Below are 24,491 nucleotides of genomic sequence, written 5' to 3' on the forward strand. Positions count from 1 at the left end.
GCGGACGTCGATAAGCCGAACGATGCCGGTATTCTACCGGTCGCTGCGATACGCGTCCAGCGGCGGCAGACCCGGTGCATCCCGTCCGTTTCGGTACAGCGCCATCGTCCGGTTTCGAACGGCGACCCAAGGGGCCGCCGAACGCTCAGGCTTCCTGGTAATATTCGGAATATTGCTTGGAATAATAATAATACGACCCGACGCTCTGCGAGCTCGTATCGACCATCGTGTAGATCGTGCCGACCAGGTTCGCGCCGTCGGAGTTGAGCCACGATGCCGCCGACGTCACGGCATGCTTCGGCGTCTTGTTCCAGCGGATGACCAGCGCGACCGCATCGGCGAGCGCGGCGAGGAAGCGCCCGTCCGCCAGACCGACGAGCGGCGGCAGATCGAGGATGATCGTGTCGTAGCGCTCCGACAGCTGCTCGAGGATCTTCGGCATCAGATCGTTGCCGAACAGGTTCTCGGACGAGAAATACGGCTTGTGGATGATGATCTGATCGAGGTTTTCCAGGCCGCTGAACTCGATGGCTTCGTCGAGCGTCACGTCGCCGTGGAGTAGCTCGACCAGGCCGACGCCGTCCGCCTTGGTCGGTGTGATCATGCGGAGCTGCGCGCGGCGGACGTCGGCGTCGACGATGATCGTCCGGTCGCCGTTCATCGCCATGACGCGCGCCAAGGCCAGCGCGGTCGTCGTCTTGCCCTCGCTCGGCAATGCAGACGTCAGCGCGATGATCTTCGGACGCGCTTGTCCGCGGACGCCGAGCAGCGACGCTCGGGCGTTGCGCAACGCCTCGGCATATTGCGAGGTCGGCTTGTCCACGACGATGTCGGCCGGGTGATCCTGGCGGATGTTCGGGACCGCCGCGATCAACGGCACGCCCAGTTCACGCTCGACCTCATCGATGCTGCGCATGCCCGTGACCAGCATTTCCTGCGTCACGATGACCGCGATACCCACGCCGAGCCCTGCGATGATCGACAGCAGGAACAGCAACGGACGGTTCGGCCAGCTCGGCGCCTGAGACGGCTCGGCATTGTCGATGATCTGCGCCTGCGCGATCGAGTTCTGCGCAGCCTGGCGCGATTCGAGCGCCATCTGCGAGATCTTCTCATACGCGTCGTGCTTGCCGTCGGCATCGCGCTGCAGGCTTGCCGCGATGACCGAGGCCCGCGCGTTGTTCGCCTGCTTCTGCTCGAGCTGCGTCATCGAACTGCGCAGGCTTGCGGCGCGGGCATCGGCTGCACCGGCATCGGCATCGAGCGAGCGCACGACGCGGCCCATTTCCTTGTTCAGCTCGGCATCCAGGCCAGCGACCTGATCGCGAACCTTGATGAAATCGGGATGCTTCTCGCCGTACCGGCCGCGAACGTCTTCGAGCGTCTGCGACAGCATCGCACGCTTGCTCCGCAGATCCTGCACGGTCGCGGATTCGCGAACGTCGGAGATATTGTCCAAGGTACCGCGACGGACCTGCTGACGTGCGGACTGTTCCTTCGAGCGTGCCTCTGCGGCGAACGACTCCGCGCTGGCAAGTTGCACGGAGAGCGGCGCGACCTGCTGGTCGACGATCGTCCCGACCTGGTTCGAGGCGCCGCGCACGATACCCGCCTGCGCCTGGTACTGCGCGACGCGTTCGTCGGCGGCGCGGATCTCGCCCGCCAGCTCGTCCATGCGCTTCTGGTACCAAGCCGTCTGGCGCTCGGCGGTGCCGATCTTGTTGCCGACCTTCGTATCAAGATACGCAGCCGCAAACGCATTCGCGATTTTCGCCGCCTTTTCCGACGACTCCGAATTGAAGCGGATCGCCATGATGTACGTCAGGCGGTCGCGCGCGACATCGAGGTGACTGTTGACCGACCGGGCCACGACATCGAGCTTCGCGGCGGGCGCCAGCGCCGGCTGGCCTTCCGGCGTCGGGCCGCCACCGAATTCGGGATCGTTCAGCAGGTTGAGCCGCTTGACGACGATACGGGACAGGTCGATCGAGCGGATGACCGAGACCTCGGTCTCGATGGCTTCGCTGGCGAGCTGTGCCTGTGCCTCGCTCGCGGTGCGCGCCAGCGGATTGCGGCTGGGATCGATCTGGATCCGCGTCACGCCCTGATAGACAGGCGTGATCCGCAACGTCAGCACGATGCCAATCGCGGCGACCGCTGCGGTGATGGCGACCAGGATCAGGATACGCCGATGTATGACATCGCGTACCGTGCGGATCACGTCGCTCAATCGGGTTTCGGCCTCTGCCGCGTTCACGACCTTCATGTCAGAATTGTCCTAAGTATCTGGCGAAAAGGCCGTTGCTCTGTATTTGAAGCATGTGTCGTTCTCATCGTCTGATACGGATTGAGAGACGGCCACGCAACTCGTCAAAAGGGTTGCCGAGACCGTTGCCACTTGGCTGGCTGGATCCGTACCCAATGTTTGCGTCGAACCCCAACCAGCGTGTGACTTGGTAGCGCCCGCCGAGTTCGGCGCGATAGATGTTCGTGGAAACCGATCGTTCCGTATAGTCGCGCCTGCCGACCTCCGCACCGATCGTGACGATCAGATTGTACAGCAACTCATGGTCGAGCGTGGTCCGAATCCGATTCTCCCACGACGTTCCGGCGTTAGACAGGTCGACGTCGATCAATCGGCGCTGCAGAAGGACGCCGACGGTCGTAAGCTCGCTCGGAAACCAGTCCGCGCGTGCTTCGACCGACAAGCCGCTCGCCGTCCGATAGGTCGAACTCGCGTCGAACTTACGATAACTATAGCCGATACCGACCGTGCCGCGTGCGACACCCGCAATGTCGAAATTCGAGCCGAACACAGCCCGGTAGCCATTCGAATCGCGGTTCGGCGCACCGAACGACACGGCTGCCGCGTAGCTGTTTCGGTCCGCCTCGAGCCGCGTGTACAGCGAAAGACTAGGCGTGAAGCCAAGCTCGTAGGTACCGGACCCGTTATACGTCACGCGGTCTCGATAGGTTTGATCGCGAATGCTGCCATCGGCGAACTGTACGGAACTGAAATCGTATGATGTACGATCCAGCGAGCCGATCAGTCGTGAGCGACCGGCATCATACGTGCCCCGAGCGGCGATGACCGTCCGAAGAAAGCGTGAAGGAACCGTCAGGTTTGCCACGACATCCGCCGAGAACGGCGACTCGTATGTCTTGTCGACCTGCCCATCGATCCGCACGGTGAAATCGCTCGTCACGTCGATACGACCGCTGCCCTGGACGTTCCAGGCGTCCTGGTTGCGCAGCGTCTGATTGGCGAAACGGCGAATATCGCCAGCACCCGTAAGACGCAGCTGGTGGACGGACCAGTCCGACGCGACGGTCACATACGGTTCGAAGGACGCGTAGACGTCCGAACGCTTGTTGGAATTGTCATTGAAGACATTGCTGCTGTAGCCGAGCGATGTCGCAATCTGGGGGTTCACGATGAAGCTGCCCAGACGCACGCCCAACGCGTCATATTCGGGATGCGCGCGCTCCGTGACGCTGACGTTGTGACCGCGATCATAGGCGTCGCCGCTGGTCGTCGCGGGGGGAAGCAACAGGCTGCTCGTCTGCGCCGTGGCTAGCCCAGGCGCCGACAGTAATGCGCCACCGACCCCAAGCGCCGCAACGGCACGCCTCGACACGCTCAACGTTGCGACAAAGCCGTTTCGCCCGGTCATCGCTTCGGCAGACGGCACCGCACAAGTCGACAACAGGCCATGACGCTTTGCTCGAGCCACCCGAACCGGGCCCACAATATCAGAAGAACCGTTCGGTCAGGCGAATGGTGTCACCCGGCAGAATACGCAGATCGGGCGTCAGGACGTATTCCTGCTCATACTGCTCGCCGAACCGACGAATACGGACCGTCTTCTTGCCGGCACGCGGCGTGTAGCCCTGTGCCGTCGCAATCGCGTTCATCGCGGTTAGACCACTGAGATATGGATACTGGCCAGGCGACTTCACCTCACCCAGGATAAAAAACGGACGATAGGTCTGCACTTCCATGCTGACGCGAGGATCGCGCAGATAGCCATCGGCAAGACGCGCCTGCACTTCCTGCGATACGCGCTCGATCGTCTTGCCGCCGACTTGGACGTTGCCGATCAGCGGTAGAGACATCTCGCCATCGCTGCTGACGGAAAAATCACCGCCAAGTTGCGGTTCATTGTAAACGAGTACGCGAATCTTGTCGCCGGCACCGAGCCGGTAGACGTCATCGCTCCCTTGACCGGTAACATAGCGCTCGCCGCTCGAAATGGGCGGCGGGCCTGATTTCGAGCAGCCCGCAAGCGCGATGGCGGCAATTAACACAAAAGCCGCTTTTTGCCTCACTCGAACCCCCAGCACTCATACATGTATTGATCGGCTATCACGCAACTAATAGAGCATCAAGCCAATTTGTTGCGGTGCGATAGATCGTCTCGATTAGTTGTTCTTTACGCCGCTTCCAAAGAAAAAACGCCGGATACGACATATCATCGGTCGCTTGATCGGCAGGTTTACGATCGCGGCAAGCTGATCGACGAACCCGGGCGAGGCACTTGTACCAAGCGTAGAATACGCGGTCAGTTCATCGGCGCGATCAAGCAACGCGACAAGTTCGCCCTCGGTTTCAGCGGGATACACACCGGGATGATCGCCAAATTCGCGCAAGGTCGCGAACTGATGGCCGTTGCGATGTTCGCCGAGGCGGTGATCCCGCGCCATCACGATGATCGGCTTGCCAAACTCCATCGCGGTTATGATCGAGCCCATGCCTGCATGGCAGACCATGACCGAGCACTCGGCCTGCAAGACCCGGAATTCGTCATAGGCGAGGTGGGCGAAGCTCCGCATCGCGGCCGGGCGGTAGCGGGTCGGACCTACCTGCGCGACGACATCGGTGCGGCCGCGGTCCTGCGCCCAGCGGTCGACGGCGCAAATCAGGCGATCGAACGGCAACTGCGTGCCGACGGACAGGAGAATCACAAGATCTGACCGAGATACCGCAACGACCGATTGCCTTCGGCAAGGTGCTGCCACTGCGTGATCCGAACGTCCGCGACCGGCCGCACCAGCCGCCCCGAAAGCGACAGCCCCTCGCTGTTCGCGATACTGTCGATCCAGATCGTCCGCGCGCCGAACAGCTTGGCGAGAAACAGCGCAAGCGCGCCCGGCGCCGCGCCAGTCGACACCACGAGATCGGGATCGAACCTGCGAAAGATCCGCACCAGGCTCGCCGTTGTCGGGGCAAGCGTCCGGATCGTATCACGCGCGGTATCGGCAACCTCGAACACGTCGCGGTCGCCGAGCGGCGCGACCAAGCCCTTGGCGGTGCTGACGAACTGGCAGTCCGCGCCGATAAACGCGCTCCTGAGCCGGTACAGCTCGGTCCAGTGCCCGCCAGCCGACGCCACGAGCAGGACGCGCAGCGGCGTATGCTCCCTGCCGACCACGGAATGCCGGGTATTCTCTGACCCCATGTCTACCATGCCATCGAAATGCGGACTGTCGACGCGCTTCGCAAAAAGCCGTTCAGGCGTGGCAAAGGCCGATGCTGATCCAACCTCAGCCAATGCGTCGCGCCCCTTATCTTCGTCGCCAATTATAGGTCAGTTCAGATGACCGATCGATAGGGATCGACAGCACAGGAAACACACCGATCGACGCGGCAAATTCCGTAACACGCAATCTCTAACGAGCACTCATTAGTCTGCGGCCATACGTCTGCACAATCATATATCTATCAATTGATTGCACTGGCCTGTTCAAGCTAGAGCGCCACGCTTACCGGTGGCTATCCGGAACGCTATACCGGAGATGTTGCGTTGCCAAGTACCGATTCGGGCGAGCGTATATATGCCATCGGCGACATTCACGGACGCTTCGATTTACTTCGACAGCTGCTCGACAAGATCGAAGAACACTCCCGCGCGCTACCTCCAACCCGTTCGCTATACGTCATTTTCATTGGCGACCTGATCGATCGCGGCCCACAAAGTGCCCAGGTTCTGGCGATGCTGTACGACCTTCAGCAGAAGACCGACCACGTCATCGTCCTGCTCGGCAATCATGAAGACGTCATGCTGCAGGCGCTGGACGGCGATATGGATGCACTGCGTGGCTGGCTTGCCGTCGGCGGCAAGCAGACGCTCAAGAGCCTAGGGATCGAACCGCTCCGCCGCGACGAGGATGCACGCGCCCATCTGCAGCGCGCCCGCGCCGCGATCCCCCGTGAATGGCTCGCCTGGCTTCGTCGTCTACCGTTGAGCGTGCAGTCGGGCGACTATTACTTCGTCCATGCCGGCATCCGCCCTGGCGTGTCTCTCGACCGCCAAACCCGCACCGACATGCTGTGGATTCGCGAGGACTTTCTGGACGACGAGCGGGATCACGGTGCGATCATCGTGCATGGTCACAGCATCGCGCCGGAGACCGACATCCGGTCGAACAGGATCTGCATCGATACCGGCGCCTATCGCTCCGGCATGCTTAGCGCGCTGTATCTGGAGGGCGAAAAGCGCGAGATTCTCTTCACTACGCCACCGATCGCCGAGGACTTGCCGCATCGGCGAACGCTTGGCGAAACTCTGGGGAAACCCTTACAATCCACCACTTCAACTTGACTGGAGCTTGCCGGCGTGCGTAGTGGCCCCAAAGGCGTAATACGTCGTTGCAAAGGGTGATTGCAGATGATCAAGAAAATTCTACTTGGCGCGGTGATCGCCAGCCAGGCCATCACGGGCGCAGCGATCGCAGCACCGGCGCGGCCCCAGGCCGTCAGCTTCGACAGCGTGAAGTCGGTTCAGGGCGCAGCGATGCCAACCCGCATCGGCACCTCGGCTGGTCGCAAGAGCAATATCGCTGGCGCGCCCTTCCTTCTGCCGCTGCTCGGCGTCGTGGCACTGGTTGCCGTGGTCGCCGTCGTCGCGAGCGGCGGGGACGACGATTCCAGCCCTAACTGATCGACCACAGGCCACTTGCGGCCTTCTGGTTTGCAGACATCAAAGCGGGACGCTCGACATCGAGCGCCCCGCTTTTTTTGTACAACGGCCTTGGGCGGCGCGGTGCGGCAAGACGACGGTCTCGTACTCGTCGCGGATGCTGAACCCGGTCGATAGCGGCACAATTCCGCGACATTTCCCGCAGCATCCCGGAATATTCGTTTGTCGGTTAGCGGACCGAAGCCAGTTGGCACGACACCGAACCTTGGATTTGCCGATTGCCGAGCATGCCGGATGAACGCAGACCTCAGAAAAGACCTAGTGCCTCCCCTACCCCCGTGTCGTCCCCTACCCCGGATCACCCACTATCCCGTATCAGGCGCGTATCATGAGCCGAGTTGCCGTTCGCCGTCGTAGCAAGCGTAGCGCAAGCAAGTTCTGTGGCAGCTATGCGCAGACCCCGGCATTGTTGTTTCTGGTCGTCCTGCTGTTCGGCGGCGGGGCCGGTTCGAGCTATCCTCTTGTCGAGCTCGCCGCGCAGGTCCTCGCGCTTGTCCTGATCGTCCGGTCCGCACGCGCGACGCCAGTTGGATCCTTGACGACGCAGGCTACCGCCACGCCTGCGCTATACCGGTTCCTGCTCCTGTTCGGTCTCGCGGCCGGGTTGCTGGTGCTGCAGCTCGTGCCGCTGCCGCCGGCCTGGTGGCATGCGCTGCCGAGCCGCGAGACCGCCGTGAAGATCTACACGCTGCTCGGCTGGAGCGCGCGGTGGCATGCGTTTAGCCTGACGCCCGACGGGACGCTCGTTGCCCTGCTGTCGTTGCTGGTGCCGGTCGCCGCGATGGTCACGGTGGCATCGCTATCGCCGAAGGACTGCATCACGCTCCTGCGCCTGATCGTCGGCGGCGCGATCGTCGGCACCGTGCTGGGGGCGCTTCAGGTTGCGGCGGGGAGCAGCAGCGCACCGATGCTCTACGATACCGCGCATCGCGGATTCGGAGTCGGCTTCTTCGTCAATCGCAACCATCAGGCGACGCTGCTGCTGGTGGCGATCGTCGTCGCCGCGGTGCCCGGTGTGCTGGGAAGCGGTCCCGCACGCCGGGTTGCGACGCTGGGGACGATCGCGTTCCTCGCGCTCGGCATCCTGGCGACCAGTTCGCGGACCGCCTTGCTGCTGTTGCCGCTGGCCCTGATCGTGGCTCTCGCGCTGGTCGTCGGCGTCAGGCGATCGGGCCGTCCGCTGATCGGCGCCGCCGCGCTGTACCTACTGGGCGGATTCCTGCTGTCGCGGACCGATCTGATGCAGCGGGTGTTTTCGCGCTTCGCGACCGTCGCCGAGGAACTGCGCTATCAATATTGGGAGAACTCGCTCTACGCCATTCGCGAGACCGTCCCGTTCGGCACCGGATTCGGCAGCTTCGAGCGAGTCTATCGTGCGGTCGAGCCGCTCGGGCAGGTGTCGCCGCTCGGCGTCAATCACGTCCATAACGATTATCTCGAACTGATCCTCGAAGGGGGCGTGCCGGCTGCCATCCTGATCGCGCTCGGCGTGTTGGCAGTGATCACCGCGCTGGTATCGGGGTGGAAGACGGGCAACGATCGACAAGAGCGCGCAACGCTCGTCGCATCTGGGGCGGCGATCGGCCTGATCCTGCTGTTCTCGCTGGTCGACTATCCGCTCCGCATGCCGGGGATTGCAGGTCTGCTTGGCGCGTCGCTGGGCCTGATCGCCGCAGTCGGCCAGTCGAGGTCCGCCGCGGTGTCCTCTTCCGCGTCGTCGGGAACGCCCGGGCGACCGCGGATCTGGCTCGTCGGAGGGATCGCGCTCGTCATCGGCGTCATCGCCAGCGGCGATGCGGTCGGTCGGTTCCTGGTGCTGCACAAGCAGGCGGCGGCGGCAACGACGGTCGCACCATGGTCCAGCACCGCGTGGTCCGCACTAGCGGACAACGAACAGCTTGCCGGCCGGCCGGGCGACGCCCGCACCGCCGCCGCCCGCGCGCTGTCGATCGTTCCGATCGACGCGGCCGCAGTCCGTGCGCACGGCTATGCCGATCTTGCACTTGGCGCGCCGGATCGCGGCAGCCTTCTGCTGCAGGCAGGGGCGGCGCTCGGGTGGCGCGATACACTGATGCAATTGTGGCTGGCGGAACGGGCGCTCGAAGTCGGCAGCGCCGCGGTCGCTTCGGAACGCATCGATGCGCTGTTGCGCCGCGCGCAACTGTCGGACGCGTTGATGGGGCAGATGCGCGCGACCTATCGCGTGCCGGGCGGCGTCGAGGCGATCGTCGTTCGCCTCGCCGATCGTCCGCACTGGCGACAGGGGTTCTTCAACGCGATTGCCGACGACGCTGCCGGTTCGCTGCCCCGCACGCTCGATTTCCTGGCCAGGCTGCGCGCGGCCGGCGTCCCTGCCACGCCCGACGAAACGCTGTTGCTCCGCTGGCGGCTGGCCGACCGCGGCGACATTGCCGGCGCGCGTTTGGTGTGGCTGGGAAGCGGCGGGCGCGGCCAGATCGCGGACGGCGATTTCGAAGCGGTGCCCGCGCAATTGCCGACCGGCCGCGTGCCCTATGCCTGGGGTGTGCCCAGTTTGCCCGGCGTGCGCGTCATCCCGACCGATCGCGGGGCGGGCAACAGCCGACACGCGGTGCAGATCGTAACCGACGGGCTGGCGAACGGCACGGCACTGGCGCAGATCGTCAAGCTGCCGCCGGGACGCTGGCGGTTGTCGGCGATGGTACGCGGCGCCGACGTCCCCGCCGCGCTGACCCTGTCCTGCCTGGGTCACGATCCGTCAACGCCGATCGGCCGCGTCTCGCTGGACGGTCCGCAGGCGGGCAACTGGCGGCTGGTACGGAGTATCGTCGCGATCGACGCGAGGTGCCCGGCGCAACTGCTTGGCATCGACCTGCGCGAACGGGGGGGGCAGACCGGCAGCTTCTGGATCGACGCGATACAGGCGACACCGGCATGACGCTTTGCGGAGTTCTGCAAGGATCGCCAGAGCCCTCTGCAGTCTGCAGCAACTTGTTCGACAACCGCCGTTCAGGCTTGACCGGGCACGCTAGGTAATGCGAGTGGACATGGGTCGGAAGGGGCAAGATCAAAAGATGCGAGCGACCTTATTCAGCGTGGTCGCGCTGGGCGCTATGCTTGGCGCGTGCGCCGATGACAATATTGGCCCGAACCTTCATACAGGCGAACGCGCCTATGAAACCATTCCGGCGCCCGCGGGAGAACCTCGCGCACAGGATTATCGGATCGGCGCGCTCGATACGGTCAATATCGCGGTCTATCAGGAACCCGATATCTCGAGCAGCGGCGTCGTCGTCGATGCCGCCGGGATCATCTCGATGCCGCTGATCGGTCGCGTCAGCGCGGCGGGCAAGACGAGCACCCAGCTCGCCGACATTCTGGCGGCCAAGCTGGCCGAGCGATTCTACGTCAATCCGCAGGTCACCGTAACGGTGGCCAGCTCGGTCGCGCAGCGCGTCACCGTGCAGGGCGACGTCAAGGAACCCGGAATCTACCCGATCTCCGGCCCGACGACGCTGCTCGACACGATTGCGCTCGCCAAGGGCGAAAGCGAGGATGCCGCGCTGCGCGAGGTGATCGTGATCCGGTATATCGAGGGCAAGCGGATGGGCGCGGTGTTCGATCTGAAACAGATCCGCCGCGGCGACGTTGCCGATCCCGCGATCGAACCGCGCGACACGATCATCGTCGGCCACTCCGCCAGCAAGTCGGCATGGCACGACATCCTGCGCGCCGCGCCGCTGCTGGCCGGCGTCGGCGTCTTCGCGCAATTCTAAGCAAACAGGAAGCGAACTGATCCATGGGGAGCATCGACGCCTCTCTCGGTGCTCTTACGCCGAACGACCGGCGCAGTGCCGGAACGCCTTTCCCCGACCGCGAGGATCCGGCGCTGATGGAGGAGGACGCCCAGCCGGCGATCGACCTGCGCGCGCTGTGGTCGACGGTCTTCCGCAATCGCTACATGATGATCGCGATCATCGGTGTCGCACTGTTGCTGGGGATCGCCTCGGCATTGCTGATGCCGCGCAAATATACCGCGCAATCGAGCATCCAGATCGACCAGCAGGTCGCCAAGGTGCTCGGCACCGAGGATAGCGAGCCGCAGGTCGCGGGCAGCGATGCCGACCGGTTTCTCCAGACGCAGGTCGACGTGCTCACCAGCCGCGGGATCGCGCGACGCGTGTCCGAAAGCCTGGGGCTGGCGGCGAACGACGACTTCCTGAAGCGGATGACGGGCGCCAGCCAGATCGAGTTCAAGCCCGGTCAGGCAAGCCGTGCCGACCTGGTGGTCGACGTGTTGCAGAACAACCTGACGGTCAATCTGCGGCGCAATTCGCGCGTGGTGCACATCATCTTTGTCAGCCGCGACCCGGCGCTCGCGGCCGAGATCGCCAACAGCTACGCGACGAACTTCATCGAGGGGAACATCCAGCGCAAGTTCTCGGCATCGTCCTATTCGCGGCGATTCCTGCAGAACCAGCTGGGGCTGGCCAAGACGCGACTCGAAGGCTCCGAGCGCGACCTGATCGCCTATGCGCGGGCGGCACGTCTGATCGACGCCAGTGCCGGCGCACGCCAGGCGGAAAGCGACAATGCGCCGCGTTCGCTCGTCACGTCGAACCTCGTCCAGATCAACGCCGACTCGGCGACCGCGGAGGCGAACCGGTTGCGGACGCGCGAGCGCTGGGAACAGGCACGTCGTACGCCGATCATGTCGCTCCCCGAGGTCCAGGCCAACGAGGCGATCCAGCGGCTGAGCCAGAAGCGCGCCGAGGACATCGCCAGCCTGAGCGAAGTCCGGCGCCGGCTGAAGCCCGATCATCCGGTCGTGATCCAAGCGATTGCCGAGATCAACACGCTCGAGCAGCAGATCCGCCAGCTCGCAGAGGAAACCCGCCGGTCGATCCAGAACCAGTATCTGACCGCCGAGCGCCAGCACAGCGCGCTCGCCCGACAGGTCGTCTCGCTGCAGGGTGCGACGCTCGCCGAACAGGGACGCAGCGTGCGCTACAACATCCTGCGGCGCGAGGTGGATACCAACCGCCAGCTCTATGAGAGCCTGTTGCAGCGGTACAAGGAAGTCAGTGCGGAGGCGGGTATCACGTCGAACAACGTGTCCAGCGTCGACACCGCAGAACAGCCGCGCCGCCCGACCTCACCGCGCCCGCTGCTCAACATCGCGCTCGCGCTGGTGCTGGGGACGGTCCTTGCGATGCTCTACGCGTTCGGTCGCGAGTATCTCGACGACTCGATCCGCGACCCGCAGGACGTCGAGGAAAAGCTGCGCATCCCGCTGTTGGGCGTCGTGCCCGACAGCAAGGGGGTGGTGCCAGCCGAAGCACTCGACGATCCGAAGTCCGAGATCGCCGAGGCGTATCACGCGATCCGCACCTCGATCGAGCTGTCCTCGAACCAGGGTCCCCCACGCTCGATCCTGGTGACCGGCAGCAGCAAGTCGGAAGGCAAGTCGACGACGTCGTTCGCACTCGCGCGCGACTTCGCTGGGCTGGGGCGTCGCGTCCTGCTGATCGATGCGGATCTGCGGCGGCCGTCGCTGCACCGCGCGCTGGGGCTGTCGCTGCCCGAGATCGGCCTGTCATCGGTACTCGCGCGGATGACCGAACGCAGCGCGGCGATCATCTCGACCGGTGCGGCCGGACTGAACTTCCTGCCCAGCGGCCGCCTGCCGCCGGACCCCGCGACGCTGTTCGCAGGATCGGCGATGCAGGATCTGCTTATCGCGCTGGAGTCCGATTACGACGTCGTGATCGTCGATGGACCACCGGTCCTGGCCCTGGCCGACGCGGCACAGCTCACCGCCGCGGTTCAGGCGACAATCTTCGTCGCGGAGGCATCGGGTGCGCGCTTCGGCCACGCACGTAACGCCGTATCGCGCCTGATGCGCGCGGGCGGCAACGTCATCGGCTGCGTGGTGACCAAGTATAACGCCAAGAAGGCGGGCTACGGGCAGTCGTACGATTACTATCGTTACCGCTACGACGAAACCTCCAAGTAAGACCGGGTGCCGCCCGTTTCATTACCCGGAAGCAGGTTCAGCGCGCCCTGGGTTTGCCTGGGCTCGTGGCGGCGTCCGCCGCGGGCTTGGCGCTCGTCGGACAGGCGTAGCGAATCTTCAACGACACCACGACCACCGAGGCGGCCTCACCGCCGAGATCGCTGGGATTATCGCCCAGATACTCCATGAATGCACGCCGCAGATCGCCTTGCGGCACGTGCCGCGGCACACAGAACTCCCGCAGGTTCAGCCACGCCTCGTATGCGCGAACCGTATCGTGGACCCCGGTGATGTAGGCAAAGCAATAGGACGCGTCGGCCGCCACGTTCGACAGGCAGCGTTGGCGCAGCTGCCCGGCGCTGAATAAGCCGCCGGCTGGCGGCGCGGAGGTCACCGATGATCCTGCGAGCGGCGGTGCCGATTGCGCGGGAGATGCTGCGGTAAGGAGCAAGGCGAAGAGCGTGATCATGATCGCGTTTCGTTAGGCGCTGGCGCGAGGTGCAGCAACGCACTAACAGCGAGCAACGTGGATCCATCGAGCCCCGACCAGCGCCGTGCGCCCGCCGTCGATCCGGTGACAACCGCTTGGCCGAACCGAACGACACCGTTTCGGCCGCCGATAGATCCTGCGTCCGTCTCGTCCCTGCCGCTCGTCCGCCGACTGCGTTTGCGCGTCCTGATCCCCGCCCTGCTGGCAGCGTTGATGATCATCGGTTCGATCACGACCGCCGTATTGAGCCTTCGACAGAAGCCGACCGACGACGGTCTTGCCCCGACCGGCAGCGCGCGCGCGGTCCGCGAGGCGCGCATCGAGGCACCGTTCGCGCCGGCAACGCTGCGGCCGCTTTCGCCCGAGCAGGCGGTGGCGTGGAACGCAGCCACGCCTGCCGACCGACGCGCGACCGAAACCGCCTCCGCCTTCCTGCTACGGACGAGCAAGGCGAGCGATTTCCAGCGCTCTTTGCAATGCCTGACGATGGCGGTGTATTACGAGGCCGGCAGCGAAACCGACGATGGCGAGCGTGCCGTGGCACAGGTGATCCTCAATCGCGTACGCCACCCCGCCTACCCCAAGACGGTCTGCGGCGTCGTCCTGGATGGGGCGCAACGCGGCCATGGCTGCCAGTTCACCTTCGTCTGCGATGGCGCGATGACGCGGACCCCGTCGATCAAGGGGTGGGAGCGCGCGGCGCGCGTCGCGACGGCAGCGCTGGGCGGGGCGGTGTTCGCCCCGGTCGGCTGGGCGACGCATTACCACGCCAATTACGTCGTGCCCTATTGGGCGGCAAGCCTGGACAAGGTTGCGGTGATCGGCGCGCATATCTTCTACCGCTGGACCGGCCTCGCCGGGCGCGCCACCGCGTTTCGTGCGGCCTATGCCGGGAACGAACCGGCGTTGACGATACCCGCGGTCGATAGCGCGACGGCGACGAGCAAAATGGCGGGAGCAGGCGCCGGCGACGCTTCCGGAACCGTGCCTCCGACGGACCGGCCCGTGCTGACCGTACCGCGCGTCGGCGATGGCAGCGATGCACGGACACCGATCATCGGGCTCGGCGAACGGCGGGTATTGTCGCGCGGCCCCGATATCGGCGAGGCGGCCGCGCCGATGCCGGCATCGCCTGAACGCCGCGTCCTGCCCACGTCTCCCGCGGGCGCCACCTGAGCTCAGGGTGCGACGCGTTCGGCTGCGGAGAGGCGGCGCCCGCGTAGCCAATCGGCGATCGGCAGCTCGATCAGCCGCCATGTGATCCAGCCAGCCGCAAAACAGATCAGGCATGCGAGCAGGGTCATCGCGACCAGCGCTGGTGTACCGCGTGCGGCGGTCGAGGCGGTGGCCGACGCGAACGCCCCGAGCAGGAAGCTGTGCGTGAGATAGATGCTGTAGGAGGCATCGCCGAACGCGCGGGACAGCATCGACAGGGCGCCGGGCACTCCCTCGCACGGAGCCGGGGGGAGCACGGCCACGCCGAGCGCGACGGCGATCGCGAGCATCGTCACGCCCCGGCTCAGGTCGAATGCGGCGATCGCCAGCGCAGCCAGCAGCACGACGACCATTACCGGCACCGGCAGCGCCGGCAGTCTCCGCCAGAACCGATGCCGGATCAGCGCGATCGCGATGCCGATCGCGAAATACCCCATGATAGGTCGCGTGAAGACATACACGATGATCCGCACGCCCAGCATGTCCCCCGGCGCCTCTATCCCCGTTCCCGCAACGACCAGCAGGCCGAGGACCACGAGGACCGCGATGCCCGCCCGCCGCGCGACGAGCGACAGTCCGACCGCAAACAGCAGGTAGAAAAACATCTCGTAATGCAGCGTCCATCCGAGCTCATAGATCGGCTGGATCAGTCCCTTCACGCCGCGATGCGGCACGAAACCGAACGACAGGATCAGTTCGGTCGCATTCGGCAGGCGGTAGCCAGGCTCGCGCCCGAACCCATGCGTCACCCAGCCAAACAGGATCATCGCCAGCGTCGTCAGATAGTAAAGCGGCGCAACGCGTAGAAAGCGGCTGCGCAGAAACGCGGCGCCGGTAGGCGGATGCCTGTCGTCCCGTAGCGAGATGTAGACCATGATGAAGCCGCTGATCGCGAAGAAGGTGGCGACGCCGGTCTGGCCCAGCTTGCTCGTGAAGTCGGGCAGGCCGCCCGGGATCACGCCGCGTTTCGCATAGCGCTCCAGCAGATGCTCGATCACGACGCCCGATGCGGCGACCCCGCGCAGGAATTGCAAGGGCGCGATCTGGTTGCGGTCGAGACCGCCGCCGCGAACGCGCAACCGGGCCGAGAGTCTAGTTCGGAACGACCCGCCGTCCGGCCCGGACGCCTTCGTCCCCGCTTTCGTCAAGTCAGCCGCAACATGACGATCGTGGCGTTCAAGGCAAAACCCAAGCCGACGCTCTTGATCATCTCGCGCGGCGTGACCGGAAGGTTGGCATTGATAATAGCCGCGATCAGCGAGGTAGAGGCCGCGAACAGCAACAGCGACCACCAGCTCGGCCATGTCGCATCATGCACCTGCGCCCAGTCGGTGATCAGCGGCAGAAGCACCATCAGGAAATGCCCGAAACATGCCGCGAGCCAATGCGAGAAGAACCGGGGAAGACTTTCACCAAGCTCGAGATGCGGATCACCACTCACGCATGGCGACCTTCTCTTCGTCTTCGGCATGCCTGACGAGCGTGCCGATCAACACTTCGTAATAGGCGGCCGAGTTCGGTTCGATCTCTTCGTCCATTCCGGCTTCCGGCGGACGCGTCTGCGCGGCTTTCGCACGAGCCGCGCGGATCTGCCATTCAGCCATGTCGCGCCAGGTCGCCACGTCACGCGCGGCGATCGCCTGTTGCGCAAGCCCGATCAAGATCACGAACGCCCCGAGGATCGCGACCGCGACCGCCAGAAAATAGCCGTGCGCCCAGATCGCCCGCAGCCAGAAACCGTAGATGACCGTGCCGATCACCGCCACCAACGCCAACAGACAGATCGCATCGATCAATCGCCCTATTCGCGCAGGCCAGCGTGATTCGTTGAGACTATTCGCGGTCGAATTTAGCACCGCCTCGATATGTCAGAGCGGAGGATAATCGGCAACAGACACAGATGCGGTGCGAAGCTTTCGCTCCAAACCGGCGACATACCCCAGCACTCATCGCGAAGGCGAGGCGTTTTCTGCTATTATCGTCTGGGAGGCAGCATTTCGATCCGGTCACTCATAGAGTTTGGTCGGTCCGAACTGCCGACTGATGGCGTTTGTCGGCGATGCGTTTGACGCGATTTCCGTACAACCATTTCTTGAGCCAGTTATCGCGCTTGGTCCGTAGATAGAGACGGTGCGTTCGCTGCTCATATCGTTGCAGATGATGAAGGCGCCGCTGTCGTCGCCATATCCCGATACCAACCAGGAGTAGGGCAAGGACCAGAACAGCGACTTCGACGACCATCCGACTGCCCCCTGTATCAGCACGCTCATGATACCGTCGGCTTGCAATTCTTCTAGTAAAATATGCGTCATTACGGTTTGGTTTCTAACCCGCTGCGATCGATGCACTAAACGGCAATGACCGGCCCGAATGCTGCGTGGGGGGTTTGACTGGTCCACTGCGACTCGGACGATTGCGACCTCAACCTATATTGCAGCGAACGGACTTCGGAACGTCCGCTCTCCGACACGATCTCGTGTTCCAAGGGATGAATTCCGGCGCTGGTCGACGATCGAAGCGATCTCGACCAGCGCGGATCGACGGTCAGGGCTTCTTGAACTTGTAGACGAACTGGTCGGTCATGCCGCGGATCGCCGGATCGAAGACCGGCTTGCTGTGATCGTCCGAAGGGTTGCGAAGCACGGTCGATTCGCCGACGAACTTGAAGCCCGCCGCCTCGACCTGCGCCCTGACGACCGCCGGATCGATCCGGTGGCGTGTCTCCGTACCGCCCAAGCCGCTGCCCGGGGCATCGGCGTGATCGATGACGACATAGCTGCCGCCTTTCTTGAGCAACCCGAACACCGCCGTGTCGAATGCGCGCAACGCCGGCTCCCCGCCGCCGTTATTGGCGATGTCGTGATAGTTCTGGACGGTCCAGAAAACGTCGACAGGCTTGGGCGACGTCGGCAGGTCGGTTGCCTGGACCTCAGCCGTGACGTTCTTCAGCCCGCGCGCCTGAAGCGCCGGCAGCGACTTCTCGGCATATTTGGCTCCAGCCGCCGGCCAGATCGCATAAACGTGACCGCGGGGGCCGACGAGGCCCGTCAAGATCCGCGTCCAATAGCCGGCACCCGGCAGGTAATCGACGACGACATTGCCCGGCTTCACACCGGAAAAAGTCAGCACGGAAGCGGCTTTGCGGCGGGCATCGTCGCGCTGCTGGTCGACCCGGGCGGGGTCCGCCAAGGCGCGGTACACGGCGGGGGTAATCTTCTGCGCTTCCGCCCCGACCGCGCCGACGGCGATCGCACCGGTCGTCATGGCCAGTGCGACACCCATCCAGATCGTCTTCATCATCCGTCTCCCAACAGTTCGGACGCCATCGCCGGGCCCGGGAGCAGGATCACCCGGACGGCGCCTCTAGTCCAGATCGTTCTCGCTGATCACGACGATCTCCTGATCGGGATCGCGCGCCAGCGCAACGACGCCGAGGTCGGCGATCTCACCCAGATGCTGTTTGAAGATCGCCACCGCATCGCCCTCGGGCGCTACCGTGCTCAGCGCTTCGAGCACATCATACTGCACCGCGAACTGATAGCGTTCTTCGCTGACTTCGCCCTCGAATTCGACCTGGCGCAGGTCGCTATTGTCTTCGAGGGTCTTCATATCGATGTCCAACCGGTCTTCGGCCATGTTCTACGCTCCTAGATAGATGGCCGTTAAGCGCGGTTGGACGTTCGATGTTCCGTCCTTAGACGTCGAGGTTGGCGACGTTGAGCGCGTTGTCCTGGATGAACTCGCGGCGGGGTTCGACGACTTCGCCCATCAGCTGGGTGAAGATCTCGTTCGCGCTCTCGGCGTTGAGCGCGGTCACGCGGAGCATCGAGCGAACCGACGGGTCGAGCGTGGTTTCCCACAGCTGTTCCGCGTTCATCTCGCCGAGACCCTTGTAGCGCTGGATCGCGAGACCTTTCCGCCCCGCGGTCAGGATCGCGTCGAGCAGGTGGCTCGGGCGCGAGACCTGAGTCGAGCCGCGTGCGGCGACGGCCGTGACCGAGCCGATCACGCCGGCACCGGCGTCCGCGCCCTCTTCAGCCTCGGGCTCTTCGGCCTGCGATGCCTTGCTGGCGGGGACGAGGTTCGAGGTCTGCGCATAGCTTTCAGCATGTTCGCCCGACAGCGCGTGGAGCTTGCGTGCCTCGGCCGACACCAGGAAGCTGGCCTCGATGATGTGGTGGTCGGTCACGCCGCGCCATGCGCGCTGGAAGTGGATGCCGCCGTCTTCAGTGAGCACCGCGGTCCAGCGGGCATCGCCGTCGTCGAGTTCGAGACGCCGCGTGACGATCTCCAGACGTGAGGTGCGATCCTCGACCGACGCCTCCGGATCGAACACGCCGCCGAGTGCGAGCGCCTCGATCATCCCGGCGTCATAGCGCTTGGGGACGTAGCGCATCAGCGTCCGCATCCGGCGCGCGTGATCGACCAGATCTTTCAGGTCGCGTCCCGAACGACCGCCGCTGGGGCCGTCGAGCACCATCGTGTTGACGCCCGCATCGACCAGATACTCGTCGAGCGCCGCGTCGTCCTTGAGGTATACCTCGGACCGGCCCTTGGTCGCTTTGTAGAGCGGCGGCTGGGCGATGTAGAGGTACCCGCCCTCGATGATCTTCGGCATGTGGCGGTAGAACAGTGTCAGCAGCAGCGTGCGGATGTGCGCGCCGTCGACGTCTGCGTCGGTCATGATGACGATCTTGTGGTAGCGCAGTTTGTCGGCGTTGAAGTCGTCGCGGATGCCGGTGCCCATCGCGGTGATGAGCGTGCCGATCTCGCGGCTCGACAGCATCCGGTCTTCGCGGGCGCGCTCGGTGTTGAGGATCTTGCCGCGCAACGGCAGGATCGCCTGGAAATGGCGATCGCGGCCCTGCTTTGCCGAGCCGCCTGCCGAGTCACCCTCAACCAGGAACAGCTCGGACTTGGCGGGATCGCGCTCCTGACAGTCGGCGAGCTTGCCGGGTAGCGAGGCGATGTCCATCACGCCCTTGCGGCGCGTCAGTTCGCGGGCGCGCTTTGCAGCCTCGCGCGCGGCGGCGGCGTCGATGATCTTGGCGACGATCGCCTTGCCGTGCGCAGGGTTTTCCTCGAGCCATTCGGCCATCTTGTCGGCCATCAGGCTTTCCAAGGGCTGGCGGACTTCGGACGAGACGAGCTTGTCCTTGGTCTGGCTGCTGAACTTCGGGTCGGGCAGCTTGACTGAGACAATCGCGGTCAGGCCCTCGCGCATGTCCTCGCCGGTGAGCTGGACCTTTTCCTTCTTCAACATGCCGGATTTCTCGGCGTAGTTGTTGAGCGTGCGGGTCAGCGCGGCGCGGAACGCGGCCATGTGCGTGCCGCCGTCGCGCTGCGGGATGTTGTTCGTGAAGGCGAGGACGTTTTCGTAGTAAGAATCATTCCACTGCAGCGCGACGTCCATCGTGACGTCGTCGCGCGTGCCGCTGATCGCGACCGGCTCGGGCATCAGGGGGAGCTTGGCGCGATCGAGATACTTCACGAACGCGGCGATCCCGCCTTCGTAATAGAGCTCGACGGTCTTGCGCTCTTCGCTGCGCGCGTCACTCAGGAACAGGCGGACGCCCGAGTTGAGGAAGGCGAGCTCGCGGTAGCGATGTTCGAGCTTGTCGAAGTCGAAATCGGTGATCTTGAACGTGGCGGGCGACGGGAAGAAGGTGACGCGCGTGCCCTTCTGGCCTTCGGTTGCGGGGCCGACGACCTTGAGCGGCGCGACCGCGTCACCGAATGCGAAGCGCATGTAATGCTCCTCGCCGTTGCGCCAGATCGTCAGGTCGAGCCATTCGCTGAGCGCGTTGACGACCGAGACGCCGACGCCGTGCAGGCCGCCCGAAACCTTGTACGCGTTCTCGTCGCTGGTGTTCTCGAACTTACCGCCGGCGTGGAGCTGGGTCATGATGACCTCGGCTGCGGACACGCCTTCCTCGGTGTGGATGCCGGTCGGGATGCCGCGACCGTTGTCGGTGACACTGACCGATCCGTCGGCGTTGAGGACGATGTCGATCCGGTCGCAATGCCCCGCGAGCGCTTCGTCGATCGCGTTGTCGCTGACCTCGAACACCATGTGGTGGAGGCCGGAACCGTCGTCGGTGTCGCCGATGTACATGCCGGGGCGTTTGCGGACTGCGTCGAGGCCCTTGAGGACCTTGATCGAGTCCGCGCCATAGTCGCCCATGTTCGGGAGGTTGGGATTGTTGGTTTCGGGGTTGGATGCCATGCCGAGTATATAGGCATTCGAGGGCCGAAACGGAAGCGAAATGGCCTGTAGGGGCTGGAGCGCCGGCGAGTGAAGTATAGGAAGTGCAGACGCTGGGAGCGTTTTGGCGCGGGTGTGCACTTCGCGTTTCGGGCGTGCCGGTTTCAAGGGGGTTGGGATCGCCATGCGGGGATGGTGACAGGGTCTGGCTGTGTAGGACAGCGGCTTGCCCTAGCACCGCGCCGGCGCAGGCCGGGGTCCAATTGGAAAGGTCGCAGTAACGACGAACTGCACTTCGTCAGCAACGTCTCCCAATTGGGCCCCGGCCTTCGCCGGGGTGTGCAGGCTTGTCCCTCTCCCCTTGGGGAGAGGGAGGGAGGAGCCGTAGGCGACGGGAGGGTGAGGGGGAGTTGGGGTGCGCGCCCGAGCCTCACTCCCCTCTCCCTTCCCACGGCAAGGGCCGCGGGCCCCTTCCCTCTCCCCGGAGGGGCGAGGGAGACCCTTCTTAGAAGCGGTCGGCGCGCTGGCCTAGCAGGGTCACTTCGACGCGGCGGTTGAGGCGCATGCCGGCAGGCGTTGCGTTGGTCGCGACCGGCTGGTTCTCGCCGTGGCCGACGACGCTGAACCGCGCGCGGACGACGTCCATGTCGTCGAACGCCTGGCGGACGCTCGCCGCGCGGCGCTCGGACAGGTCCTGGTTGTGCGCGTCCGTACCGCGCGAGTCCGTGAAGCCGTCGATCGCGACGCGGACGCCGGGGTTGCCGCGCAAATAGCGGGCGAGCGGCCGTAGCTTCTCGATCGCGCCGGGACGCAGCACGGCGCTGTCGGTGCGGAACAGCACGTCCTCCTGCAGCGTCAGAGTCGCGCCGCGCGGGGTCTGGCGGAACCCGTAGTTGCGCATCGCGCCGCGGTCCCAGGTCGTGGTGGTCTCGACGATCGTCGTGCCGCCGCGGTCACCGCGATAGCCGCGCGGGTCGCGGCCGTATGCATCCCAGTCGAAGCGGTCGCGGCGGGGGCCTGCAATGCGCGCAAATTCGCGGTTGGCGTCGTCGGCTTCCTGGCGGCTGATCCGGCCGTCGCCGTTCGCATCGAAGTTCGGCATCACGAACGCGATGCCGCGCCGCGTATTGCGCAGTTCGGGGAAGAGCACAGGCACGCCGGCGCCTTCCAGACGATAGCCAGGACGCGACCAGGGGGCGCGGCTCATGTCGTATCGACCATTGTCGCGGGCTTGCGCAAAAACGGGGGCGGTCGTGGCTGCGACCATCAGGACGCCAAGGGCTGCGCGCGTGAAATTCCGGGTCATCTTGGTCTCTCCGTGTCTTCGATGGACGGAGCTTTGCCCGCGCCCGCTTGAACGCGCGGTGAGCCTGCTCGACAGCGCGCGTTCAGCCTAACGCCCGACCGCGATCCGCGTTGCCTGCGCGCCGATCGCATCGAACAGCGCGTCTTCGGTGCCGGTCATCCACACTTGGCCGCGGCCTGCGAGCCGGGCGAACAGCGCCGCGCGGCGGGATGGGTCGAGATGTGCGGCGACTTCGTCGAGGAGAAGGACGGGGGGCTGGCCGGTTCGCTCGGCGACGAGATCGGCATGTGCGAGGACGATGCCGAGGAGGAGTGCCTTCTGTTCGCCGGTCGAGGCGAGCGAGGCGGCGCGGTCCTTGTCGAGGTGCGTGACGATCAGGTCGACTCGGTGCGGGCCGCTGAGCGTGCGCCCGACAGCGGCGTCGCGCGCGCGGCCCTGGGCGAGGTCGGTTTGCAGGCGCGTGGTGTCGCCGGCCCAGCCTTCGAGTGTCAGGCCGGCGCGGGGGAATGGGCCGTCGTCTTGTTCCGCCAGTCGTGTTCCGAGCAACGTCACCGTCTCGCGCCGGGCGGCATCGACCGCGGCGCCGTGCTCGACCATCTGCGCTTCGAGTGCGGAGAGCCAGTCGCCGTCGGGACGGCCTTCGTCGGCAAGCAGGCGGTTTCGCGCGCGCATCGCGGCGTCGTAGCGGGCGGCGTGGTGCGCATGGCTCGGGGCGAGCGCGAGCGTGAGGCGGTCGAGGAAGCCGCGGCGTTCGCCGGCGGGGGCGACGAAGAGGCGGTCCATCGCCGGAGTGAGCCAGAGGATCGTGAGCCACTCGGCGAGCGCGTTGGCGGTGGTAGTCGCGCCCTGGATGCGAACGATGCGGCGTTCGGGGGCTGAGGCGAGCGTGCCGGTGGCGACATCGACTTCGCCGACTGCGGGCGCGTCCTGTTCCGCTTCTAACTCCCCTTCCGCTTGCGGGAGGGGTCGGGGGAGGGGCGCGCTTTCCTCGGGAGCGGACGCCAGTACGTACGTCGCGGCCTCCCCTAACCCCTCCCGCGAGCGGGAGGGGAACAGCGTTGCGGCTACGCCGAAGCCACCGGCCCCGCCCTGGCGCGCCATCTCGCCGAGCGCAGCCCTCCGCAACCCACGACCGGGCGCGAGCAGCGACACCGCCTCAAGGATATTCGTCTTCCCCGCACCGTTCTCGCCGGTCAGCACGACGAACCCTGAGCCCGGCTGGAGCGTCAGGTCGGCATGATTTCGAAAATCGGTAAGGACCAAGCGCGACAGCATCGCCTCGGCCTTAGAGGAGTTTTGCAGCCGATTGCATCGCCCTTTTCCGTTCGCCCCGAGCGAAGTCGAAGGGCATTGCTCAGGCGACGGTATTTCGACTTCGCTCAGCACGAACGGGGACGTGGATCGTGCTGATCCGCCGCAAGCGACGGTCTCCGTCCGTCTACCTTCGCGTCAGGCGGCGATCCGCTCCGGCGCGATTACGGGTGCGGCTGTCGCGGTCGTTGCCTTCTGCGTACTGAGATACGATGCGAGCGCCGGTCCGAGTTCGCGCTGCGCTCGCTGATACGCAACCGGCGTGACGATGCCGAGCCGCGCACGCGCCGCGTCGAGCGGCTCGTGGAGCAGTTCAAGATAATCCTCGCCCGAAATCCACTTCGCTTTCCGCCCGTTGCGATAGCCCTCCCAGACTGCCTTGGCGAACAGCTTGCTGCCGGTGACGCGGATGCTCTTCAACGCCGCCGCGGAGCCGATCAGCGCCCAGCCGAGCCCGCCGACCTGCGCATAGCTGAACGCGACGAGTGCCGCTTCGCCCATGCTTTCGTCAGCCTTGTAGCCGGTCAGCACGTGCCAGATATCGTGCGTGTCGCGCACCCGCCGGCCGAACCACGCATAGGGATGCGCCAGATCGTCCTCGGACGGCACGAGCCGCGAGACCTCGACCAGACCGTCGGCGGAATAGCCCGTCGTCTCGAGGAAATTGCGATACGCCGCCCCGACCGTGCCGGGCGCGAAGCTCGCGACGAACGCGGGGTCGGAGAAACGCTGCGCCAGTTCGACGCGGTCATAGGCGATCCGGCCGCCCTGCTCGGAAGCGATCAGCCGCGCGTAATTCATCGGCGCATTGCCGACGTTGAGCGCGCGCATGATCCGGAAAACCTGCGTGGTGTCGTCGCCGTTCGCGAGCAATTTCTTGATCGCATCGAACGCCGTACGCCAATCGCGACGACCGGTCGTACCGGGAAACGGAGGAAGCTTCGCCATCGAGTCGACTCCTTACTGACATTGTTGTTAGTATTGAGCGG

22 protein-coding genes are annotated in these 24,491 nt (G+C 65.0%); 6 read left to right on the top strand and 16 right to left on the bottom strand.

Features of this window, described 5'->3' with window-relative positions:
* Nucleotides 1-145 precede the first annotated feature (145 nt).
* The 5 genes from AC3D24_RS11715 to AC3D24_RS11735 form a co-directional block, all read right to left on the bottom strand.
* Nucleotides 146-2,266, bottom strand: coding sequence for a GumC family protein (locus AC3D24_RS11715; protein ID WP_489030817.1), 2,121 nt, complete (start codon nt 2,264-2,266; stop codon nt 146-148).
* Between the two features lie 64 nt (nt 2,267-2,330).
* The gene (locus AC3D24_RS11720; protein ID WP_489030819.1) at nt 2,331-3,692 is read right to left on the bottom strand and encodes an outer membrane beta-barrel protein; all 1,362 of its coding nucleotides are present in this window, start codon (nt 3,690-3,692) and stop codon (nt 2,331-2,333) included.
* 61 nt (nt 3,693-3,753) lie between these two features.
* Nucleotides 3,754-4,329, bottom strand: coding sequence for a polysaccharide biosynthesis/export family protein (locus AC3D24_RS11725; RefSeq protein WP_489030821.1), 576 nt, complete (start codon nt 4,327-4,329; stop codon nt 3,754-3,756).
* Between the two features lie 93 nt (nt 4,330-4,422).
* Nucleotides 4,423-4,965, bottom strand: a complete 543-nt coding sequence (locus AC3D24_RS11730; protein WP_489030823.1) for a glycosyltransferase — start codon at nt 4,963-4,965, stop codon at nt 4,423-4,425.
* The gene (locus AC3D24_RS11735) at nt 4,962-5,459 is read right to left on the bottom strand and encodes a hypothetical protein (RefSeq protein ID WP_489030825.1); all 498 of its coding nucleotides are present in this window, start codon (nt 5,457-5,459) and stop codon (nt 4,962-4,964) included. Before AC3D24_RS11735 ends, AC3D24_RS11730 begins: the two co-directional genes overlap by 4 nt.
* Before the next feature lie 345 nt (nt 5,460-5,804).
* On the opposite strand from AC3D24_RS11735, the gene AC3D24_RS11740 reads away from it, so the two are divergent.
* The 5 genes from AC3D24_RS11740 (at nt 5,805) to AC3D24_RS11760 (ending at nt 12,975) form a co-directional block, all read left to right on the top strand.
* The gene (locus tag AC3D24_RS11740; RefSeq protein WP_489030826.1) at nt 5,805-6,602 is read left to right on the top strand and encodes a metallophosphoesterase family protein; all 798 of its coding nucleotides are present in this window, start codon (nt 5,805-5,807) and stop codon (nt 6,600-6,602) included.
* 66 nt (nt 6,603-6,668) lie between these two features.
* Nucleotides 6,669-6,941: a hypothetical protein gene (locus tag AC3D24_RS11745; RefSeq protein WP_489030828.1), complete on the top strand. Its 273-nt coding sequence runs from the start codon at nt 6,669-6,671 to the stop codon at nt 6,939-6,941.
* Nucleotides 6,942-7,308: 367 nt separating this feature from the next.
* Nucleotides 7,309-9,897 carry an O-antigen ligase family protein gene (locus tag AC3D24_RS11750; protein ID WP_489030830.1) on the top strand — a complete coding sequence of 863 codons (2,589 nt, stop codon included), beginning with the start codon at nt 7,309-7,311 and terminating at the stop codon, nt 9,895-9,897.
* A 136-nt stretch (nt 9,898-10,033) separates the two neighbouring features.
* Complete coding sequence (locus AC3D24_RS11755; RefSeq protein ID WP_489030832.1) at nt 10,034-10,735, top strand: polysaccharide biosynthesis/export family protein; 702 nt, start codon at nt 10,034-10,036, stop codon at nt 10,733-10,735.
* A gap of 23 nt (nt 10,736-10,758) precedes the next feature.
* The gene (locus AC3D24_RS11760) at nt 10,759-12,975 is read left to right on the top strand and encodes a GumC family protein (RefSeq protein ID WP_489030834.1); all 2,217 of its coding nucleotides are present in this window, start codon (nt 10,759-10,761) and stop codon (nt 12,973-12,975) included.
* A 37-nt stretch (nt 12,976-13,012) separates the two neighbouring features.
* On the opposite strand, the gene AC3D24_RS11765 is transcribed toward AC3D24_RS11760, so the two are convergent.
* Nucleotides 13,013-13,444 carry a Rap1a/Tai family immunity protein gene (locus AC3D24_RS11765; protein ID WP_489030836.1) on the bottom strand — a complete coding sequence of 144 codons (432 nt, stop codon included), beginning with the start codon at nt 13,442-13,444 and terminating at the stop codon, nt 13,013-13,015.
* A 57-nt stretch (nt 13,445-13,501) separates the two neighbouring features.
* Between AC3D24_RS11765 and AC3D24_RS11770 the strand changes: the two genes are divergently transcribed.
* Nucleotides 13,502-14,641, top strand: coding sequence for a cell wall hydrolase (locus AC3D24_RS11770; RefSeq protein ID WP_489030838.1), 1,140 nt, complete (start codon nt 13,502-13,504; stop codon nt 14,639-14,641).
* A 2-nt stretch (nt 14,642-14,643) separates the two neighbouring features.
* Here the strand turns inward: AC3D24_RS11770 and AC3D24_RS11775 are convergent, their stop codons facing one another.
* The 10 genes from AC3D24_RS11775 to AC3D24_RS11820 form a co-directional block, all read right to left on the bottom strand.
* A complete protein-coding gene (locus AC3D24_RS11775; RefSeq protein WP_489030840.1) occupies nt 14,644-15,759 on the bottom strand; it encodes an acyltransferase family protein in 1,116 nt (371 codons plus the stop codon).
* A 65-nt stretch (nt 15,760-15,824) separates the two neighbouring features.
* A complete protein-coding gene (locus tag AC3D24_RS11780) occupies nt 15,825-16,121 on the bottom strand; it encodes a hypothetical protein (protein ID WP_489030842.1) in 297 nt (98 codons plus the stop codon).
* Nucleotides 16,111-16,476, bottom strand: a complete 366-nt coding sequence (locus tag AC3D24_RS11785; protein WP_489030844.1) for a hypothetical protein — start codon at nt 16,474-16,476, stop codon at nt 16,111-16,113. The genes AC3D24_RS11780 and AC3D24_RS11785 overlap by 11 nt, the downstream gene beginning before the upstream one ends.
* 210 nt (nt 16,477-16,686) lie before the next feature.
* Nucleotides 16,687-16,992, bottom strand: coding sequence for a hypothetical protein (locus AC3D24_RS11790; RefSeq protein WP_489030846.1), 306 nt, complete (start codon nt 16,990-16,992; stop codon nt 16,687-16,689).
* Between the two features lie 232 nt (nt 16,993-17,224).
* Nucleotides 17,225-17,977 (bottom strand): class I SAM-dependent methyltransferase, encoded by a 753-nt coding sequence (locus tag AC3D24_RS11795; protein ID WP_489030848.1) that lies wholly within the window; start codon nt 17,975-17,977, stop codon nt 17,225-17,227.
* Between the two features lie 66 nt (nt 17,978-18,043).
* Nucleotides 18,044-18,289 (bottom strand): hypothetical protein, encoded by a 246-nt coding sequence (locus AC3D24_RS11800; protein ID WP_489030850.1) that lies wholly within the window; start codon nt 18,287-18,289, stop codon nt 18,044-18,046.
* Between the two features lie 85 nt (nt 18,290-18,374).
* Nucleotides 18,375-20,906 (bottom strand): DNA topoisomerase (ATP-hydrolyzing) subunit B, encoded by a 2,532-nt coding sequence (gene gyrB, locus AC3D24_RS11805; RefSeq protein WP_489030852.1) that lies wholly within the window; start codon nt 20,904-20,906, stop codon nt 18,375-18,377.
* Nucleotides 20,907-21,390: 484 nt separating this feature from the next.
* On the bottom strand, nt 21,391-22,191 hold the full coding sequence (locus AC3D24_RS11810; protein WP_489030854.1) for an OmpA family protein: 801 nt from the start codon (nt 22,189-22,191) through the stop codon (nt 21,391-21,393).
* A gap of 87 nt (nt 22,192-22,278) precedes the next feature.
* Nucleotides 22,279-23,466, bottom strand: coding sequence for a DNA replication/repair protein RecF (locus AC3D24_RS11815; protein WP_489030856.1), 1,188 nt, complete (start codon nt 23,464-23,466; stop codon nt 22,279-22,281).
* A gap of 174 nt (nt 23,467-23,640) precedes the next feature.
* Nucleotides 23,641-24,450 carry a Coq4 family protein gene (locus AC3D24_RS11820; RefSeq protein ID WP_489030858.1) on the bottom strand — a complete coding sequence of 270 codons (810 nt, stop codon included), beginning with the start codon at nt 24,448-24,450 and terminating at the stop codon, nt 23,641-23,643.
* Nucleotides 24,451-24,491: the final 41 nt, after the last annotated feature.

It is taken from the genome of Sphingomonas sp. SL1004 (assembly GCF_057815015.1).